This is a genomic window from Bordetella genomosp. 6 (assembly GCF_002119705.1).
In the GTDB taxonomy this organism is placed as follows: domain Bacteria; phylum Pseudomonadota; class Gammaproteobacteria; order Burkholderiales; family Burkholderiaceae_B; genus Bordetella; species Bordetella bronchiseptica_F.
Window position 1 is genome coordinate 1737990 of record NZ_CP021107.1, and the last position, 19670, is coordinate 1757659.

The 19670-nt window shown below is 69.3% G+C and carries 11 protein-coding genes; 6 read left to right on the forward strand and 5 right to left on the reverse strand.

The features are described 5' to 3' along the window. Window positions 1-98 precede the first annotated feature (98 nt). Complete coding sequence (locus CAL11_RS08245; protein WP_167382464.1) at window positions 99-1490, forward strand: L-serine ammonia-lyase; 1392 nt, start codon at window positions 99-101, stop codon at window positions 1488-1490. Between the two features lie 144 nt (window positions 1491-1634). Here CAL11_RS08245 and CAL11_RS08250 read toward each other — a convergent pair whose 3' ends face one another. Together CAL11_RS08250 and glnE are read right to left on the reverse strand one after the other, a co-directional pair. Next, on the reverse strand, window positions 1635-2294 hold the full coding sequence (locus CAL11_RS08250) for an epoxyqueuosine reductase QueH (RefSeq protein ID WP_003810571.1): 660 nt from the start codon (window positions 2292-2294) through the stop codon (window positions 1635-1637). Window positions 2295-2329: 35 nt separating this feature from the next. Further along, window positions 2330-5155 carry a bifunctional [glutamate--ammonia ligase]-adenylyl-L-tyrosine phosphorylase/[glutamate--ammonia-ligase] adenylyltransferase gene (glnE, locus tag CAL11_RS08255; RefSeq protein WP_086092641.1) on the reverse strand — a complete coding sequence of 942 codons (2826 nt, stop codon included), beginning with the start codon at window positions 5153-5155 and terminating at the stop codon, window positions 2330-2332. A gap of 33 nt (window positions 5156-5188) precedes the next feature. On the opposite strand from glnE, the gene CAL11_RS08260 reads away from it, so the two are divergent. Beyond that, window positions 5189-8848, forward strand: coding sequence for a YhdP family protein (locus CAL11_RS08260; protein WP_086092642.1), 3660 nt, complete (start codon window positions 5189-5191; stop codon window positions 8846-8848). Between the two features lie 66 nt (window positions 8849-8914). On the opposite strand, the gene rho is transcribed toward CAL11_RS08260, so the two are convergent. Both rho and trxA read right to left on the reverse strand, forming a co-directional pair. Then, window positions 8915-10171: a transcription termination factor Rho gene (gene rho, locus CAL11_RS08265; protein WP_003810577.1), complete on the reverse strand. Its 1257-nt coding sequence runs from the start codon at window positions 10169-10171 to the stop codon at window positions 8915-8917. A 112-nt stretch (window positions 10172-10283) separates the two neighbouring features. Then, the gene (trxA, locus tag CAL11_RS08270) at window positions 10284-10610 is read right to left on the reverse strand and encodes a thioredoxin TrxA (RefSeq protein WP_033446842.1); all 327 of its coding nucleotides are present in this window, start codon (window positions 10608-10610) and stop codon (window positions 10284-10286) included. A gap of 241 nt (window positions 10611-10851) precedes the next feature. Between trxA and CAL11_RS08275 the strand changes: the two genes are divergently transcribed. From CAL11_RS08275 to CAL11_RS08290, 4 genes are read left to right on the forward strand one after another with little or no spacing between them, the layout of a single operon-like run. Next, on the forward strand, window positions 10852-12864 hold the full coding sequence (locus CAL11_RS08275; RefSeq protein ID WP_086092644.1) for a DNA topoisomerase IV subunit B: 2013 nt from the start codon (window positions 10852-10854) through the stop codon (window positions 12862-12864). Beyond that, window positions 12864-13475 (forward strand): YcxB family protein, encoded by a 612-nt coding sequence (locus tag CAL11_RS08280; RefSeq protein WP_086092645.1) that lies wholly within the window; start codon window positions 12864-12866, stop codon window positions 13473-13475. Before CAL11_RS08275 ends, CAL11_RS08280 begins: the two co-directional genes overlap by 1 nt. Window positions 13476-13492: 17 nt before the next feature. Next, window positions 13493-15808 carry a DNA topoisomerase IV subunit A gene (parC, locus tag CAL11_RS08285; protein WP_086092646.1) on the forward strand — a complete coding sequence of 772 codons (2316 nt, stop codon included), beginning with the start codon at window positions 13493-13495 and terminating at the stop codon, window positions 15806-15808. 2 nt (window positions 15809-15810) lie between these two features. Further along, window positions 15811-17022 carry a DUF418 domain-containing protein gene (locus CAL11_RS08290; protein WP_086092647.1) on the forward strand — a complete coding sequence of 404 codons (1212 nt, stop codon included), beginning with the start codon at window positions 15811-15813 and terminating at the stop codon, window positions 17020-17022. Here the strand turns inward: CAL11_RS08290 and CAL11_RS08295 are convergent. Then, complete coding sequence (locus CAL11_RS08295; RefSeq protein WP_015063974.1) at window positions 17019-19619, reverse strand: TRAP transporter permease; 2601 nt, start codon at window positions 19617-19619, stop codon at window positions 17019-17021. The genes CAL11_RS08290 and CAL11_RS08295 overlap by 4 nt on opposite strands. Window positions 19620-19670: the final 51 nt, after the last annotated feature.

Below are 19670 nucleotides of genomic sequence, written 5' to 3' on the forward strand. Positions count from 1 at the left end.
ATCATCGCACGCCTCGCCTCGCAGCGGAAATCCGGGCCGGCGCGTATGATGCTATCGACCGCCATGGCGGCCAGTGGACCCAGATACGGAGTGTGCGCGTGGCAGTTTCCGTCTTCGACCTTTTCAAGATAGGCATAGGGCCGTCCAGTTCGCATACGGTGGGCCCGATGCGGGCCGCGCTCCTGTTCGTGCAGGGGCTGGAGCGCGACGGCCTGCTGGCGCGCGTGGCCAGCGTGCGCGCCGAACTCTACGGGTCGCTGGGCGCGACCGGCAAGGGGCACGGCACCGACAAGGGCGTGCTGCTGGGGTTCATGGGCCAGGCGCCCGATACGGTCGACCCCGCGGCCATCGCCGGCATGCTGCAGGCCGTGCGCGCCAATCGGCGCGTGTCGCTGCTGGGTCGGCACGAGGTGCCGTTCGTCGAAAAAGAGCATATGTTGTTCTATCGCCGCGAGGCGTTGGCCGAACATCCTAACGGGATGAAGTTTCACGCTTTTGACGCCGATGGCCACTTGTTGCGCGAATCGCGCTACCTGTCGGTGGGCGGCGGCTTCGTGGTCACGGCCGGCGCGGCCAATGCCCAGGTCATCGGCGCGCACGACCAGATGCCGTATCCGTTTCGCAGCGGACGCGAGCTGCTGGAGATGTGCCGCGCCAGCGGCCACTCGGTGGCGGGCCTGATGATGCGCAACGAGCTGACCTGGCGCGGCGCCGCCGAGATCGAGCAGAGGCTGGACCGCATCTGGGAGGTCATGCAGGCGTGCGTGGCCCGTGGCTGCGGCATCGGCCATCCGGAGGCCGACGGCGACCTGCCGGGCCCGCTCAAGGTGCGTCGGCGCGCGCCCGAGCTGTATCGCGCGCTGACGCAGCGCGCCGAGCGCACGCTGTCCGACCCCCTGTCGGTGATGGACTGGGTGAACCTCTACGCCATGGCCGTCAACGAGGAAAACGCCGCGGGCGGCAGGGTGGTGACCGCGCCGACCAATGGCGCGGCCGGCATCATTCCGGCGGTGCTGCATTATTACGACCGTTTCGTCCCGGGCGCCGGCCGGGCGGGCGTGCACGATTTCCTGTTGACGGCGGCGGCCATCGGCCTGCTGTACAAGTACAACGCTTCGCTGTCGGGCGCCGAGGTGGGCTGCCAGGGCGAGGTGGGCGTGGCCTGTTCGATGGCGGCCGGCGCGCTGGCCGCCGTGCAGGGCGGCAGCGTCGAACAGGTCGAGAACGCCGCCGAGATCGGCATGGAGCACAACCTGGGCCTGACCTGCGACCCAGTGGGCGGGCTGGTGCAGATTCCGTGCATCGAGCGCAACGCCATGGCCTCGGTCAAGGCCGTCAACGCCGCGCGCATGGCGCTGCGCGGCGACGGGCACCACTATGTATCGCTGGACTCGGTCATCAAGACCATGCGCGAAACCGGCGCCGACATGAAGACCAAATACAAGGAAACCGCGCGCGGCGGATTGGCGGTGAATATCGTCGAGTGCTGACGGCACTGTGTGCCAGTCCCCTGCGGGGACGGCCGCCGTCTGCAGGCGCCTGTCCCAGCGGGGACAGGCACTTCTGCCTGTGGGGGCAGGCACGTCGGGTTGAGTTTGCGGGTGCCAGTCCCCTGCGGGGACAGGCACCCGGGGTTAGAGTTTTTCCTCTACCCCGTAGAACTTCACGCCGAGGTGGATGCGTTCGCGGCCCTGGGCGCGGCGGTGGCGGTTGGTGTCGCGCAGCGAGTAGACGCAGCCGCAGTATTCCTGCTGGTAGAAGTTCTCGCGCTTGCTGATTTCGATCATGCGCTGCGAGCCGCCGCCCTTGCGCCAGTTGTAGGTCCAGTACACCAGGTCGTCGTAGCGGGCGGCGGCGCGCTCGCCGCAGCCGTTGATCTGGTTCATGTCCTTCCAGCGCGAGATGCCCAGCGAGCTGGTGATGGTGTCGAAGCCGTGCTCGTGCGCGTACAGGGCCGTGCGCTCGAAGCGCATGTCGAAGCAGGCGGTGCAGCGGATGCCGCGCTCGGGCTCGTTTTCCATGCCCTTGACGCGCTCGAACCAGTTGTCCATGTCGTAGTCGGCGTCGATGAATTCGATGCCGTGTTCCTCGGCGAAGCGGATGTTCTCGTTCTTGCGGATCTCGTACTCTTTGACCGGATGGATATTCGGGTTGTAGAAGTAGATCGCATAGTCGATGCCGGAGGCGGTCATGGCTTCCATGACTTCGCCGGAACAGGGCGCGCAGCACGAGTGCAGCAGCACCTTGCGGCGGCCGGCGGGCAGTTCGAGTGTGGGGCGCACGAGTTGGGACATGGCGTGAAAAGCGGCTTTGCGGCGGGGAAAAACCGTTATTTTACTTCGGCTTGCGCAATCGTGCCGTCCTGCAGCACGGTTTGCCACAATTCGCACACCGTGGCGCGCTCGGCGGCCAGTTGCCCGGGCGGCACGCGCGCCTTGTCGACGCCCTTCAGGCGCAGCTGGTGCTGCACCCGCCGCAGTGTCCGGTAGGCGTCGCCGGCGGCCAGCGCCAGCGGCGCCGGGATCAGGCCCGCCTCGCCGGCCAGGCGCAGCAGCGCGATATTGCCCAGATTGTTGACCAGCACCCGGTGCGTGGCCGCGTGGCACAGCACCAGGTATTGGGTGACGAACTCCACATCGACCATGCCGCCGCGGTCATGCTTGACGTCGAACAGCTCGGTGGGATTCGGGTGGCCGGCGCTGATCTTGTCGCGCATGCCAAGCACCTCGCCGCGCAGCGCCTGCGCGTCGCGCGGCATGACCAGGATGTCGGCGCGGATGCGCTCGAAGTGCGCACCAGCCTCGGTGTCGCCGGCGGCGTAGCGCGCGCGCGTGAGCGCCTGGTGCTCCCAGGGCCAGGCGTGCGAGCGCTGGTATTGCTCGAAGGCCTCCAGCGAGACGGCCAGCAGCCCGGCGTCGCCGTCGGGGCGCAGCCGCAGGTCGATTTCGTACAGGCGGCCCGAGGACGTCATGGTCGATAGCCATGACGTCATGCGCCGCCCCAGCTTGGCATAGAGCTCGGCGGCGTCCTCGCGGTCGTCGTCGAACAGGAACACCAGGTCCAGGTCGGAGGCGTAGCCCAGTTCCTTGCCGCCCAGCTTGCCGTAGGCGATGACGGCCAGGCGCGGCTCGGCGCCGGGCTGCCGGTTGACCAGCGGCCAGACGCGGCGGATGGCCTCGGCCAGCAGCAGGTCGGCCAGCGCCGAGAGCTGGTCGGCCAGTTTCTCCACCGTCAGCTCGCCTTCGAGATCCTGCGCCAGCAACTGGAAGCTGGCCTGGCGCTGGACGTCGCGCATCAGATTCATCTGCCGCTCGATGTCGGGCTCGCCGTCCGGCAGCCGGCAGGCGTCCAGGTCGGCGGCCAGCTGGCGCGCGACCTGGGCGAAATCCAGCGGTTCGAACAGCGTGCGCCAATCGATCAGGCTGTCCAGCAACAGGGGGTGCTGGGTCAGGTACTGGGCCGCCCAGGGGCTGGCCGCCACCATGCGCGCCACGCGGGCCAGGGTGTCGGGGTACTCGGCCAGCAGCGCCAGGTAGGCGCTGCGCTGCGCAATGGTTTCGATGAGGTCGAACAGGCGCAGCGCGGCATCCATGGGCGCGCCGGTCTGCGCCGCCGCCGTCAGCGCCGCCGGCAGCAGCGCTTCGAGCCGGTGCCGGCTGCTGTCGGGCAGGCTGCGCACGCGATGGCTGCCCAGCAGCGTTTCGGTGCGGCGCAGCAGGTCCTCGGCCTGTTCGGGGAAGTCGCGCTGGATCTGTCCGGCCAGGCGCTCCTCGATATCGTGCAGGGCGCCGGCATGCGGGCGCATGCCGTGCCCGTTGGCGAAGGCGCGTGCGGGGGCGGGGCTGTCGTCCTCCTCGCCCATGCCCGCCAGGCGGAAGGCGTTGCGGAAGGTCTGCGACACGAAGGCGCGATGTTCGGCCAGCGTGCGCTCGAAGACGGCCGGCTCGTAGCCCAGGGCCGTCGCCAGCGCCGCGCGCTGGGCCGGATCGGCCGGCAGCAGATGGGTCTGTTCGTCCTCGCGGTATTGCAGGGCATGCTCGGTGCGGCGCAGGAAGCGATAGGCGGCTTCCAGTTTCTGCGCGTCGCCCTCGGGCACCAGCCCGGCGGCGCGTTCGGCGTGCAGCGCTTCGAGCAGGCCGCGGCGCTGCAGCGCGGGCATGCGGCCGCCGCGTATGAGCTGCGACAGCTGCACGATGAACTCGATCTCGCGGATGCCGCCATCGCCCAGCTTGATGTTGTTGGCGCTGTCCACGCCGTTGCGCGCCAGGGCGCGGCGCTGCCAGTCCTGGCGAATGCGTTCGCGCAGGGCGCGCAGCGCCGCCAGGGCGTCGAAGTCGAAATACTTGCGGTAGACGAACGGCACGCGCAGGCTTTCGAGCTGGCGGGCCTGGGCCTGCGGATTGCTGTCGGCAAACGCCTGCGCCGGCATCAGCCTGGCCTTGAGCCAGGCGTAGCGTTCCCACTCGCGTCCCTGGCCGATGAGGTAGTGCTCCAGCGCGTCCAGGCTCCAGGCCAGCGGTCCGGCGTCGCCATCGGGGCGCAGCCGCAGGTCGGTGCGAAAGACCTGGCCATCGGCGTCCACCTCCGACAGCACCGGCATCATGCGGCGCGTCAGCCGGCCATAGAACTCATGGTTGCTGATGCGCCGCGGTCCGTCGGTCTCGCCTTCGTCGCCGTACAGCATGACCAGGTCGATATCCGAGGAAACGTTCAGCTCGCGGCCGCCCAGCTTGCCCATGCCGACGATCAGCATTTCCTGCGGGTCGCCGGTGCTCTGTTCGCGCGGCAGGCCGTGGACGGCGGCAAGTTCGGCCGCCACGCTGCGGTAGGCGGTGCCCACGGCGATGTCGGCCAGGGCCGTCATCGCCCCGACCACTTCCTCCAGGTCCGCCTGTCCGCCGAGATCGCGCACGATGAGGGTCAGGAAGACGCGTTCGCGCAGCTTGCGCAGCATGCCGCGGCATTGGTCGACCGGCAGCACTTCCGGCGCGTCCGGGCCGCTCAGTTCGGCCTGCCAGGCCGCCAGCACGTTGGCGCTGACGGGATGGGCGCAGGCGTTGGCCAGCCAGGCCGCCAGGTCGGGATGGGCATCGAGACGGCGGCGCAGGTGGCCGGACCAGGCCAGGGCGGCGGCGAAGGGAGGGGCGGAGGACATGGCGGGACTCAGGCAGACGGAAAGGCGGGATTCATGTATAAGGGGACGATACTGCAAGACGCCTCTTCCTGCCCGCCGCCCGTGTCCGTATCGACGAAAATTCTTCGCTTGCTGTTCTGGAGCGTGTTCGCCATTTATGGCGTGCTGGCGATCGCTTTCCTGGGTTTGCGTTACTGGGTGTTGCCGCGGGCCGACCAATGGCGGCCGCAGATCGAGCAGTACGCCAGCCAGGCGCTGGGTTCGCGGGTGGCGATCGACAGCCTCAGCGCGGACTGGAGCGGCCTGAATCCGCGCCTGAATCTCTCCGGCGTGCGCATCTACGACCACCAGGCCGACCCGGTGCTCAGCCTGCCCTCGGTGGCGGCGGTGCTGGGCTGGCGCAGCGTGCTCAAGCTGTCGCCCACTTTGCAGAGCCTGCGCATCGACGGCGCCGATCTGCTGGTGCGGCGCGACGCGGCCGATCGTCTGTGGGTCGCGGGGCAATCGATCGACCTGGCCGCGCCGTCCGACCACGGGCTGACCGAATCGCCGGCGCTGCGCTGGCTGGCGCGCCAGCGCGAGCTGGCCCTGCACGGGGTGACGCTGCGCTGGCAGGACGAGGCGCGCCAGGCGCCCGAACTGCGCCTCGATGGCCTGGACCTGCTGATGCGCAACGGGGTGCTGTCGCATCGCTTCTCCCTGCGCGTGCGGCCGCCCGCGCACCTGGCCGCCAGGGTATCGGTGCGCGGCGAACTCAATCGCAGCCTGTTCGCGCGCGACGGCAGCAATCCGGCCAGCTGGAGCGGCCAGCTGTTTGCCGAGGTGCAGGACGCCGAGCCGGCGGCCTGGGCGCCGTGGGTCGCGATGCCGGCGGCCGAAGGCCGCTACGCGGCGCGTGCCTGGCTGCAACTGGATCATGGCAAGTTCACCGACCTGACGATGGACGTGGCGCTGCGCGGGCTGAACTGGCGCGCCGGCCAGAGCGCGTCGGTCAGCGTGGACAGCGCGCAATGGCGCCTGCAGGGCGCCCCGGGCGACCTGCTGCAGTTCTCGGACCTGCCGCTGGCGCGCAGCGCCGACGGCGCCGGCGTGGCGGTCACGGGCCAGGCGCAGGGCCTGTGGCTGAACCTGCCCGAGATATTCGAGCACCCGCTGGCGCTGGACCGGGCGCAACTCGACGCCAGCCTGACCGAGCCGGCGGGGCAGCCGCTGACCCTGAACCTGCGCCGCCTGCAGCTTGCCAATCCCGACCTGGATGCGACCCTGCACGGCGCCTGGCGCCAGCAGGGCAAGACGGCGGCCGGCACGGCAGACCTGCGCGGCAGCCTGGCGCGCGCGTCGATGCCGGCCATCCACCGCTACCTGCCCCTGGAGGTGAACGAGGATGCCCGCCTGTGGCTGGCGACGGGCCTGCCGGCGGGGACGGTCCATGACGCCGCCATCACCCTGGCCGGAGACCTGGATGACTTCCCGTTCTCGCAGCCGGGCGACGAGGGGCAGTTCCGCATCGCGGGACGGTACCAGGATGCCGTGGTCGATTACGCGCCGGCCGAAGGCAAGCGCAAGGCCTGGCCCAAGCTGGAGCGATTGTCGGGCAACTTCGCCGTGGACAAGGTGAGCCTGAGCCTGGACAGCGCCGGCGGCGGCCTGGTGCGCACCGCCGACGACCAGGTGGTGAACCTGGGAGCGGTGAGCGCCTCGATTCCCGACATGGAGGACCACGCGCAATTGCGCGTGGAGGGGCAGAGTTCCGGCGCGGTGCCGGCCTATCTGGCGCTGGCCGCCAATTCGCCGCTGGGCGAGCTGCTCGACGGCGCGCTGGACGAGGCCGAGGGCACCGGCCAGTGGGAGGTGCCGCTGGCGCTGGACGTACCGCTGCTCAATGCCGAAGACACCAAGGTCCAGGGGCGTATCGTATTCGCCGGCAACGCGTTTCGCTTCATGCCCGAGATGCCCATGCTGACGCAAGTGCGCGGCGAGCTGGCGTTCTCCGACCTGGGCATGAGCGCCAAGGAAATCCATGCCCGCTTCCTGGGCGGGCCGGCGCGCATCTGGGGCGTGCTGGAGCAGGGCAGCGCCCCGCTGCGCTTCGAGGGCACGCTGACGGCGGCGGGCCTGGGCGAGGTGAGCAAGGCGCCGGCGCTCAAGCGCCTGTCCGGCCAGAGCGCCTACCGCGGACAGCTCAACTACCTGAAGGGCGGGGCGGTCGATATCTCGATGGAGTCCAACCTGGACGGCATGGCGATCGACATGCCGGCGCCGGTCGGCAAGCCCGCGCGCGGCGCCATGCCGCTGAAGCTGCAATGGGGCCCGGCCAACGACCGCGGACCGCGCGGCCGACGCTGGCTGTCGGGCAGCCTGGCCGAGAACATCAATGCGCTGCTGGAATACGATCCCGCCGACGCCTCGCGGACCTATTTCGCGCGCGGCGCGCTGGGCGTGAACCGGGCCGCCAGCCTGCCGCAGCGCGGCCTGACCGTGGCCGCGACCCTGCCAGAACTGGACCTGGACGCCTGGGACGCCCTGAAGGCCGATTTCGACGAGCCTTCCAGCGGCCGGCGGCAGTCGTCGCGCGTGCCGCTGCTGCCGCAGCCCGACCAGATCAACCTGGCCGCCGACCGCTTGCGCGTGGCCGGCTATACCCTCAATGACCTGAAACTGGCGGCCCAGCGGCCGGCCGCCTCGCAGTGGCGCGTGACGGTGGACTCGCGCCAGGCGCAGGGCACGCTGGAGTGGACCGAGGCCTCGGGCGCCATCGCCGGCCGCGTGACCGGCCGTTTCAAGCGGCTGGCGCTGGCGGGCGAGGAGGACACGCGCCAGGAAGAGGATGCGCTGTCGGCCGGCAACGACCTGGAGGATATCCCCGCCATCGATCTGCAGGCCCAGGAATTCAGCCTGTACGGCAAGGAGCTGGGCAGCCTGCAGCTGGTCGGCACGAACATGGAGCGCGGCCGCCTGTGGCGGCTGGACAAGCTGCAGATCGCCAACGACGCCGCCCGGCTCGACGCCACGGGCAATTGGCGCCTGGACGGCACGCAGCGCGGCCTGACCGTGCAGGCCAACGCCGAGTTCAGCGACCTGGGCAAGTTCCTGGACCGGGTCGGGCTGCCGCAGACCGTGGGCGGGGGCAAGGGCAGCCTGGAGGGTACCGTCACCTGGCGCAATCTGCCCTGGTCGCACAACCTGGCCGAGCTGGAAGGCAATGCGCGCGTCAGTCTGGACAATGGCCGCTTCCTGCACGTGAATTCGCGCGCCGCGCGCCTGCTGGAGCTGCTGTCGCTGCAGTCGCTGCAGCGGCTGGCGCGCCTGGACGCCAACCCGGGCGGGCTGCTGCGCGAGGGGTTCCCGTTCGACACGATCCGCGGCGACATGTCGCTCAGCCAGGGTGTGCTGACGACCGAGGGCTACAAGCTGAGCGGCCCGGTGGCCGGGATCGTCCTGGCCGGCACCACCAATATCGTGGACGAGCGTTGGGACATGCGGGCGGTGGTGGTGCCCAACCTGGACGCCAGCGGCGCGGCGGCCGTGACGGCCGCGCTGGTCAATCCGCTGATCGGCCTGGGCGCTTTCGTGACGCAGTGGCTGCTCAAGCAGCCGCTGGCGCGCGCCATGTCTTCCGAGTATGCGGTCACCGGCACCTGGGACGACCCCAAGGTGACGCCGGTGGAGTCGCGCGCGCCGACGCGCCAGCAGGAGCCGCAGCCAGAGCACTGAGCCGCGCCGCAAAGCAAAACCCCCGGCGCGGGCCGGGGGTCGGGACAGGCATGGCGCGGGCCAGGCTTATTTCTTCATCATGTCGAAGAATTCGGCGTTGGTCTTGGTGGCGCGCATCTTGTCGAGGATGAATTCCATCGACTGGATTTCGTCCATGTCGTGGATGAACTTGCGCAGCACCCACACCTTCTGCAGCAGTTCGGGCTTGATCAGCAGCTCTTCGCGGCGGGTGCCCGACTTGTTCAGGTTGATGGAAGGGTAGACGCGCTTTTCGGCCAGACGGCGCTCCAGGTGCACTTCGGAGTTGCCGGTGCCCTTGAATTCTTCGTAGATGACTTCGTCCATCCGGCTGCCGGTTTCGATCAGGGCGGTGCCCAGGATGGTCAGCGAGCCGCCTTCCTCGAGGTTGCGCGCCGCGCCGAAGAAGCGCTTGGGGCGCTGCAGGGCGTTGGCGTCCACGCCGCCGGTCAGCACCTTGCCGGAGGCCGGCACCACGGTGTTGTAGGCGCGGGCCAGGCGGGTGATCGAGTCCAGCAGGATGACCACGTCCTTTTTCATCTCGACCAGGCGCTTGGCCTTCTCGATGACCATTTCGGCGACCTGCACGTGGCGGGTGGCCGGTTCGTCGAAGGTCGAGGCCACCACTTCGCCGCGCACGGTGCGCTGCATTTCGGTCACTTCCTCGGGACGCTCGTCGACCAGCAGGACGATGAGCACGGCATCCGGGTAGTTGGTGGTGATGGCGTGGGCCACGTGCTGCATCATGACCGTCTTGCCGGACTTGGGCGGCGCCACGATCAGGCCGCGCTGGCCCTTGCCGATGGGGGCGAAAATGTCGAGGATGCGGCCGGTGAGGTTTTCCTCGCTCTTGATGTCGCGTTCCAGACGCATCACCTGGTTGGGGTGCAGCGGCGTCAGGTTCTCGAACATGATGCGATGCTTGATCGCTTCGGGGGGCGAGCCGTTGACCTTGTCCACCTTGACCAGCGCGAAATAGCGCTCGCCGTCCTTCGGGGTGCGCACTTCGCCTTCGATGGAGTCGCCGGTGTGCAGGTTGAAGCGGCGGATCTGCGACGGCGAGATGTAGATGTCGTCGGTGCTGGCCAGGTACGAGGTGTCCGGCGAGCGCAGGAATCCGAAGCCGTCGGGCAGGACTTCCAGCACGCCGTCGCCGAAGATCTGTTCGCCTTGCTTGGCGCGCCGCTTCATGATGGCGAACATCAACTCCTGCTTGCGCAGGCGGTTGGCGTTCTCGATTTCCAGGCCGGCGGCCATTTCCAGCAACTGCGACACGTGCAGCGCCTTCAGTTCATTGAGGTGCATCGCGGTGAATGTAGGGGGAGGTAAGAAGAAGGGTTCGGGCGGCGGGCCACGGACGGGCCCGCGCGGGAATCAGGGGGAATGCGCGGGCCGGTCGGCGGCGCATTCCCGGATTTTACAACGCGCCGTCCAGGAATGCGGTCAGCTGCGATTTGGACAGGGCGCCGACCTTGGTGGCGGCGGCCTGGCCGTCCTTGAACAGCATCAGGGTCGGAATGCCGCGCACGCCGTACTTGGCCGCCGTGTCCTGGTTTTCGTCCACGTTCAGCTTGGCCACCGTCAGGCGGCCGGCGTATTCGGAAGCCACCTCTTCGAGGATGGGGGCGATCATCTTGCAGGGGCCACACCAGGCGGCCCAGTAATCCACCAGCACGGGCTGGCCGGATTTCAGCACATCTGCCTCGAAGCTGGCGTCGCTGACGTTCTTGATTTGCTCGCTCATGATGGTGATTCTCGGATTCCGCTGCGCGGCCCGTGCATGGAGCATGTGGCCGCTGTTCTTGTTCGACGTGTAGGAAGGATTAAAGCATACCACTGTCATTAACAACAGGGTTTGCCGGTTTTGTGTAGGATGTTGCGGCGTCACCGGGCCCACAAAAGGGTCCGGCGGCTGTCACAATGTTCATCGTACCGAATTCGCGGCTGGTCAGCGCGTGCGCATCCCACCTGGAGCCGCGCCGAATATGGACTTGTCCGTAAAATGTCGGTTTTTTTCCACAGATGTTGGGGATAACTTGGCCACACCACGTTACACCGAAGCGTCGATCCGCGTTCTGAAGGGGCTGGAGCCTGTGCGCCAGCGCCCGGGTATGTATACCCGCACCGAGAACCCCCTGCACGTCGTGCAGGAGGTCATCGACAACGCGGCCGACGAAGCGCTGGCCGGTTACGGCAAGCAGATTCAAGTCACGCTGCACGGCGACGGCAGCATTTCGGTCGAGGACGACGGACGCGGTATTCCGGTCGGCCTGCACCCGGAAGAGAACGCGCCGGTCGTCGAGCTGGTTTTCACGCGCCTGCACGCAGGCGGCAAATTCGACAAGCAGGGCGGCGGCGCGTACGCGTTCTCCGGCGGCCTGCACGGCGTGGGGGTGTCCGTCACCAACGCGCTGGCCACCCGCCTGGAGGTGGTGGTGTGGCGCGACGGCGCCGCGCACCGGCTGGTGTTCGCCGGCGGCGACGTGATCGAAGCGCTGGCGCCGTATCCCGAGGGCGGGCGCAAGAAGTCGGGCACCCGCGTGCGGGTATGGCCCGACGCCAAGTATTTCGACAGCCCGGCCATTCCGATGGCCGAGCTGACCCACCTGCTGCGCAGCAAGGCCGTGCTGCTGCCGGGCGTGAAGGTGTCGCTGGTCAACGAGAAAACCGGCGACACGCGCACCTGGCAGTACCAGGAGGGCCTGCGCGGCTACCTGGCCGAGGCGCTGGCCGGCGCCGAGCTGATGATCCCGTTCTTCGAGGGCCGGCAGTACGCCGGGGCCGACCACGACAGCTTCGCCGAGGGCGAGGGCGCCCAATGGGTGGTGGCCTGGGCCGAGGACGGCAACGTGGTGCGCGAGTCGTACGTCAACCTGATCCCGACCCCGGCCGGCGGCACCCATGAGTCGGGCTTGCGCGAAGGCCTGTTCGGCGCGGTCAAGGGGTTCGCCGAGCTGCACAGCCTGTTGCCCAAGGGCGTCAAGCTGCTGCCCGAGGATGTGTTCGCGCGCGCCAGCTTCGTGCTGTCGGCCAAGGTGCTGGACCCGCAGTTCCAGGGCCAGATCAAGGAGCGCCTGAACAGCCGCGACGCCGTGCGCCTGGTGGGCGGCTTTGCCAAGAGCGCCCTGGACCTGTGGCTGCACAGCAATGTCGAATATGGCAAGAAGCTGGCCGAATTGGCCATACGCCAGGCGCAGGCGCGCCAGCGCTCGGCGCAGAAGGTCGAAAAGCGCAAGAGTTCGGGCGTGGCCGTGCTGCCGGGCAAGCTGACCGATTGCGAGTCCAGCGACGCCAGCCGCACCGAAGTGTTCCTGGTCGAGGGCGACTCGGCCGGCGGTTCGGCCAAGATGGGGCGCGACAAGGAGTTCCAGGCCATCCTGCCGCTGCGCGGCAAGGTGCTCAACTCCTGGGAGGTCGACCGCGACCGGCTGTTCGCCAACAACGAGATCCACGATATTTCGGTGGCGATCGGGGTGGACCCGCACGGCCCGGGCGATGAGCCCGACCTGTCGGGCCTGCGCTATGGCCGCATCTGCATCCTCTCGGACGCCGACGTGGACGGCTCGCACATCCAGGTGCTGCTGCTGACGCTGTTCTACCGGCACTTTCCCAAGCTGATCGAAGCCGGTAATGTGTTCGTGGCCCGGCCGCCGCTGTTCCGGGTGGACGTGCCGGCGCAGGGCAAGCGGCCGGCGCGCAAGATCTACTGCCTGGACGCCGGCGAACTGGAAGCCGCGCAGGACAAGCTGCGCAAGGAAGGCGTGCGCGAGTCGGCCTGGAGCGTGAGCCGCTTCAAGGGCCTGGGCGAAATGAATCCCGAACAGCTGTGGGAGACCACCATGAACCCGGACACCCGCCGGCTGCTGCCGGTCGGCTACGGCGACCTGACTCCCGGCGACACCACCCGCATGTTCGACATGCTGATGGGCAAGGGCGAGTCGTCGCAGCGGCGTGCCTGGATCGAGGAGAAGGGCAACCTGGCGGAGCTGGATATCTGATGGCGCAGGCGCCCGACAGCAGCGCGCCGGTGCGCATGGTGGTCGACCTGACGGTCGACGACTATGCCGCATTCACCGCCTATGCGTACCAGCGCCCGGCGCTGCGCCGCCGCCGCCGCGCGTCGCACCTGCGTTTTGCCGTCCTGCTGGCCGCCGGCCTGCTGGCGGTGATCCTGCTGCGCGTGTGGGACGGCGGGCAGCTGGATTGGGGCGCGGCGCTGCCGGCCTACGGGCAGGCGCTGGCCGTAGGCCTGGCGGTGTTCGCGCTGCTGGCCGCGGGCTACGAGTACGTGCTGCCGCGGCTGGCGCGCGGCAACGTGCGCCGCGCGCTGGGCCGCCAGCCCGACAATCCCTTCCTGGGCCGGCACACGCTGGACTTCGGGCCGCGCGGCGTGGATGACGCCGCCGCCGGCGCCAGCGGTACCATGCCATGGGAGGCGGTGGCCCAGGTCGAGGAAACCGCTAGCCATCTGTATCTGTTCATCAGTCCGCTGCAAGGCGTGATCATTCCCAAGCGCGGCCAGTCCGCCGATGTCCTGCAGGCGGTGCGCGCGCAGTTGCGCGCGCACGTGCCCGGCGCGGTGCTGGCCGGCGCGGCGGACAAGCAATAGTCAAATCCGAGTACATCATGAGCGACAGCAATCAACCGGGCCTGTTCGACGGTGGCGCCACCGATCCCCACGAAGCCATCACCCTGGGCCGCTATGCCGAGCAGGCCTACCTGGACTACGCCGTGTCCGTGGTGCGCGGCCGCGCCCTGCCCGATGTGGGCGACGGCCAGAAGCCGGTGCAGCGCCGCATCCTGTACGCGATGCAGGCCATGGGGCTGGCCGCCGGTGCCAAGCCGGTGAAGTCGGCGCGCGTGGTCGGCGACGTGCTGGGCAAGTACCACCCGCACGGCGACCAGGCCGCCTATGACGCCATGGTCCGCATGGCGCAGGACTTCTCGCTGCGCTATCCGCTGATCGACGGCCATGGCAACTTCGGTTCGCGCGACGGCGACAACGCGGCGGCCATGCGCTATACCGAGGCGCGCCTGACGCCGTTCGCCAAGCTGTTGCTCGACGAACTGGAGGAGGGCACGGTCGACTTCGTGCCGAACTACGACGGCAGCCAGCAGGAACCGGCCATGCTGCCGGCGCGCCTGCCCGTGATGCTGCTCAACGGCGCCTCGGGCATCGCGGTGGGCATGGCCACCGAGATCCCCTCGCACAACCTGCGCGAGGTGGCGCAGGCCTGCGTGGCGCTGATCCGCAATCCCAAGCTGCCGCAGGAGGAACTGCTGGGGCTGGTGCCCGGCCCGGATTTCGCCGGGGGCGGCCAGATCATCACCCCGGCCGCCGATATCGCGCATATCTACGCCACCGGGCGCGGCTCGTTGAAGGCGCGCGCGCGCTGGCAGTTCGAGGAAATGGCGCGCGGGCAGTGGCAGCTGGTGGTGACTGAGCTGCCGCCGGGCACCTCGGGCCAGAAGGTGCTGGAAGAAATCGAGGAAATCACCAATCCGAAAGTGCGCGCGGGCAAGAAAAGCCTGTCGGCCGAGCAGCAGCAGGCCAAGGCCGTCATGCTCAGCCTGCTCGACGCGGTGCGCGACGAATCCGGCAAGGACGCGGCGGTGCGGCTGGTGTTCGAGCCCAAGACCTCGCGCGTCGACCGCGACGAATTCGTCAACACCCTGCTGGCGCAGACCAGCATGGAAAGCAACGTGCCGGTCAACCTGGTGTGTATCGGCACCGACGGCCGGCCGCGCCAGAAGAGCCTGCGCGACGTGCTGGAAGAGTGGGTGGCGTTTCGCACCGATACGGTGGTGCGCCGTACGCGCCATCGCCTGGACAAGGTGCTCGACCGCATCCATGTGCTGGAAGGGCGCATGGTGGTCTACCTCAATGTCGACGAGGTGATCCAGACCATTCGCGAGGCCGAGGAGCCGCGCGCCGCGCTGATGGCGCGCTTCGGGCTGACCGAGCGCCAGGCCGAGGACATCCTGGAAATGCGCCTGCGCCAGCTGGCGCGCCTGGAAGGCATCAAGATCGAACAGGAACTGGCCGGCAAGCGCGAAGAGCAACTGCGCCTGCAGGACCTGCTGGAGAACCCGGGGTCGCTCAAGCGCCTGCTCATCAAGGAAATCGAGGGCGACGCCAAGCAGTACGGCGACGATCGCCGCACCCTGATCGAAACCGCCGAGCGCGCGGTGCTCGAGACCAAGGTGGTCGACGAACCCGTCACGGTGATCGTGTCGCAGAAGGGCTGGTTGCGCGCGCGCCAGGGCCACGGCCATGATGCCGGGCAATTCAGCTTCAAGCAGGGCGACGACCTGTACGGCGCCTTCGAGTGCCGCACCACGGATACCCTGATCGCGGTGGGCGACAACGGCCGTGTCTATTCGGTGGCGGTCTCGGGCCTGCCGTCGGCGCGCGGCGATGGCCAGCCGGTCACCACCATGATCGACCTCGAGGCCGGCACGCGCATCGTGCACACCATCGCGGCGGCGCCCGACAGCCGCTGGTTGCTGGCCACGCGCCGCGGCTTCGGCTTCGCCGCCCGGCTGAGCGACATGAGCAGCCGCCAGCGCGCCGGCAAGCAGTTCATCACGCTGGAGAAGGGCGACGAGCTGTTGCGGCCGGTTCCGCTGTTCGACGGGGCGACCCAGCTGGCGCTGCTGTCGGCCAAGGGCAAATTCCTGGTGTTCGGCCTGGACGAGGTCAAGAGCCTGTCGGGCGGCGGGCGCGGCACCATCCTGATGGGGCTGGACACGGCCGACAAGCTGGACCAGACCGTGCCGATCGGCGCGGCGGGCCTGCGCGCAGCCGGCATCTACCGCAACAAGCCGACCGAGGACATCCTGGCCGGCGCCGCGCTCGCGCCTTACGTCGGCAAGCGCGCCCGCAAGGGCCGGCAACTGGACGTGCGTCCCAAGCAGCCTGTGCTTTCGCCGGTGTTCTGAACGTGACCGACGGCCCCGCCGCGCAGCGCCTGGCCCACCTGGACGCGCTGCGCGGCTTCGCGCTGTTCGGCATCCTGGTCGTCAACATCGGTGTGTTCGCCTCCGTGTACTACGGTACCGGGCTGCCCGATCCCGCGTTCTCGCGGCCGCTGGACCAGTGGGTCAACCTGCTGGTGGCCGTGCTGTTCGAAACCAAGTTTTACCTGCTGTTTTCGTTCCTGTTCGGCTACAGCTTCACCTTGCAGATCGACGCGGCCGAGCGGGCCGGCGCGGCCTTCGCGCCGCGCTTCCTGCGCCGGCTGGCCGGCCTGGCGGTCCTGGGGCTGGCGCACGCGGTGTTGCTGTACCACGGCGACATCCTGTTGACGTACGCCCTGCTGGGCGCGCTGTTGCTGGCATTGCGCCGCACCGCGCCCGGGCGGGCGCTGCGCTGGGCCTGCTGGCTGGCGCTGCTGGCCGGACTGGGCTGGCTGGCGCTGGGCGTGCTCAGCCTGATGACGCCGCAGGATCCCGCCACGCTGGCGCTGACGCAGGAGGATGCGCTGGCGGCGCTGCAGGCCTACCGCGGCACCATAGGCACCACGATCGCGCGGCACATCCATGATTTGACCCATGGCGTCTGGATGGTCGTGCTGCTGGTGCAGGGGCCGTTCGTTCTGGCGATGTTCCTGGCCGGACTGGCGCTGGGCCGGCGGCGCGCGCTGGCCGACCCGCAGGCGCATCCGCGCCTGCTGCGCGCCGTGCTGGCCGCGGGCTTGCCGCTGGGCGCGGCGGGCGCCGCTGTCTATGCCTGGAGCGGCTTGCCCGGCCAGCCGCTGGGCATCGATCTCATCGGCCTGGGCGCGGGCATGCTGACCGCGCCGCTGTTGAGCGCTTCGTACGCGGCCGCGCTGCTGCTGGCCATGCGCCGCCCGGCGGGGGCGCGGCTGGCGCGCTGGCTGGCGCCGGCCGGGCGCATGGCGCTGACCAACTATCTGCTGCAGTCGCTGGTCTGCGCCGTGCTGTTTACCGCCTGGGGGTTGCGCTGGGTCGGCACCCTGGCGCCGCTGGCCGTGCTGGCGCTGGCCGTGCTGCTGTTCGCGCTGCAGATGCCCTGGTCGGCATGGTGGCTGCGCCACCATGCGTATGGGCCGGTGGAGTGGTTGCTGCGTGCGCTGACGCTGGCGCGCCGGCCGGCATGGCGGATCGGGCCGCCGCCGGCCGGGCGCGGCTAGCGCGCCGCCGCGCGCTGGCGACGCCCCTGCGCGAGCCACACCAGGGCCAGCAACACGAGCGCGGGCAGATAGGCCCAGAATTCCGCCGGGCGCGCGGGGTTGGGCACGCGCAGCTCGAGGATGTCCCAGCCTTGTTCCCAGCCGGCGCGGCGCGCGGTGCTGCCGAAACGCACGCCGCCGACCTGCACCTGGTCGCCCAGCGCGACGACGGTCAGGCCGGCGTCGGTCAGCCGCTTGCGGCCCGCGGCCTCGCCTTGCAGGGCCTCGCCTTCGTCCAGGGCCGGCAGCGCCACCGCCACGGTCTTGGTCAGCTCGTCGCCTTCCAGGTTGATGCCGCGCAGCACGGCGACCAGGCGTCCGTTGTGGGGCAGCGCCGCGGCGGTCCGCACCACCTCGGCGGCCGGCCGAGCCTGGTAGCGCTCGGACACCTGGTCCAGCAGCCAGTCGGGCCGGAACAGCATGAACGTGACGGCCAGCAGCACGACGATCTCCAGCACCGTGCAGCGCACGCGGAACCAGCCCAGCGTCGCCGCGGCGAAGGTCAGCGAGGCCAGCGTGGCGCTGCCGGCCACCAGTATCAGCTCGGTCCACGAGTTGACGTCGATCAGCAGCAGCAGGGGGTTGAACACGAACATGAACGGCAGCACGGCCGTGCGCAGTGCGTAGGTCACGCCCTGGATGCCGGTCTTGATCGGATCCGCGCCCGAGATCGCCGCGGCGGCGAAGGTGGCCAGGCCCACCGGCGGCGTGATGTCGGCCATGATGCCGTAATAGAACACGAACATGTGCACGGCGATCAGCGGGATGATGAGGCCGTTCTGCGCGCCCAGCTCGACCACCACCGGCGCCATCAGGGTGGCCATCAGGATGTAGTTCGCCGTGGTGGGCATGCCCAGGCCGAGGATCAGGCACACGATGGCCGTGAAGATCAGCATCAGCAGCACGTTGCCCATCGACACCAGTTCGACGAAGGCCGTCATGCGCAGGCCCAGGCCGGTCAGCGTGATGGCGCCGACGATCAGGCCCGCGGTGCCGCAGGCGATGGCGATACCTATCATGTTGCGCGCGCCGTCCTGCAGGCCGCCGATGGCGTCCTGCCATCCCAAGCGGGTGGCGGGCGCGACAGCCTGGCCGCGGAACCACGCGACCAGCGGACGCTGGGTCACCATCTGCAGCAGCATCGCCGCGGCCGCCCAGAACGCCGACAGGCCCGCCGACAGCTCCTCGACGCTCAGGCACCACACCAGGATGCCGATGGGGATGAGAAAGTGCAGGCCGGCGCGCACCGTCGGCCATGGTTCGGGGCGCACCGGATGGTTGACGTCGATCTCGGTGGGCAGGTCGGGGTGGCGCGCGGCGACGCGCAGCAGCCATATGTTCAGCGCCGCCAGCATGGCCAGCAGGATCCAGATCGCGGCCGCGCCGGCCACCGCCTGCACGCCCACGCCGATCCAGTAGATCAGGCCCATCGCGATCAGCGTGCCGCTGATGCCCATGCCCCAGCCGGCCAGCTTCTGCAGCGGCGTGCGCGGCTTGCCGGCGGCCATCATGGGCTCGATGCCCAGCTTGAGCGCTTCCAGGTGCACGATGTAGAACAGCGCGATGTACGAGATCGAGGCCGGCAGGATCGCGTGGCGGATGATATCGGTGTAGGGAATGCCCACGTACTCGATCATCAGGAAAGCCGCCGCGCCCATGACCGGCGGCATGATCTGGCCGTTGACCGACGAGGCCGTTTCGATGGCGCCGGCGCGCACGCCGCCGTAGCCGGCCTTCTTCATCAGCGGGATGGTGAAGATGCCGCCGGTCACCACGTTGGCGACCGAGGAGGCCGACACCAGGCCGTTGACCGCCGAGGACACCACGGCGACCTTGGCCGGGCCGCCGCGCAGGTGGCCCAGCAAGGCGAACGAGACCTGCATCATGTAGTTGCCGGCGCCGCACTTGTCCAGCAGCGAGCCCAGCAGCACGAAGATGAAGATGTACGACACCGACACGCCGAGCGCCACGCCGTAGACCCCTTCGGTGGTCAGCCACATATGCGACATCAGGCGCTCGATGGAGGCGCCGCGGTGCGCGAGCACGTCGGGCAGCCACGGACCGGCCAGGGCGTACAGGACGAACACGGCGCCCAGCACGGTCATGGGCAGGCCCAGCGCGCGGCGGGTGACTTCCAGCAGCAGCAGCAGGCCGGCCACGGCGGTGGCCACGTCCATCGACGTGGGCTGGCCCGGCCGGGTGGCCAGCTCGTTGTAGAACAGGTACAGGTAGGCGCCGCAGAACCCGGCGGCCAGGGCCAGCACCCAGTCGTACCAGGGCATGCGGTCGCGCGCCGAGCGCTTGGTGGCTGGATAGGCGAGATAGCCCAGGAACATGGCGATGCCCAGGTGCAGCGCGCGCGCCTCGGTATCGTTGAAGATGCCCCAGTGCAGCGAGAAAGGCAGCGGCGAGGCATACCAGAGCTGGAACAGCGACCAGACCAGGGCGCCGGCGGCCAGCGTGGCGCCGGCCACGCCGCCGGCATGGCGGCCGCCCCGGTCGGCTTCGGCGACCAATTGCTCGAGGTCTGCGGTCGTGGTGGACGACTCGTTTTTCATGCGTGGATTCCCCTGCTTGTCATGGCGCGCGCGCGGCCTGGCGGCCGCCCG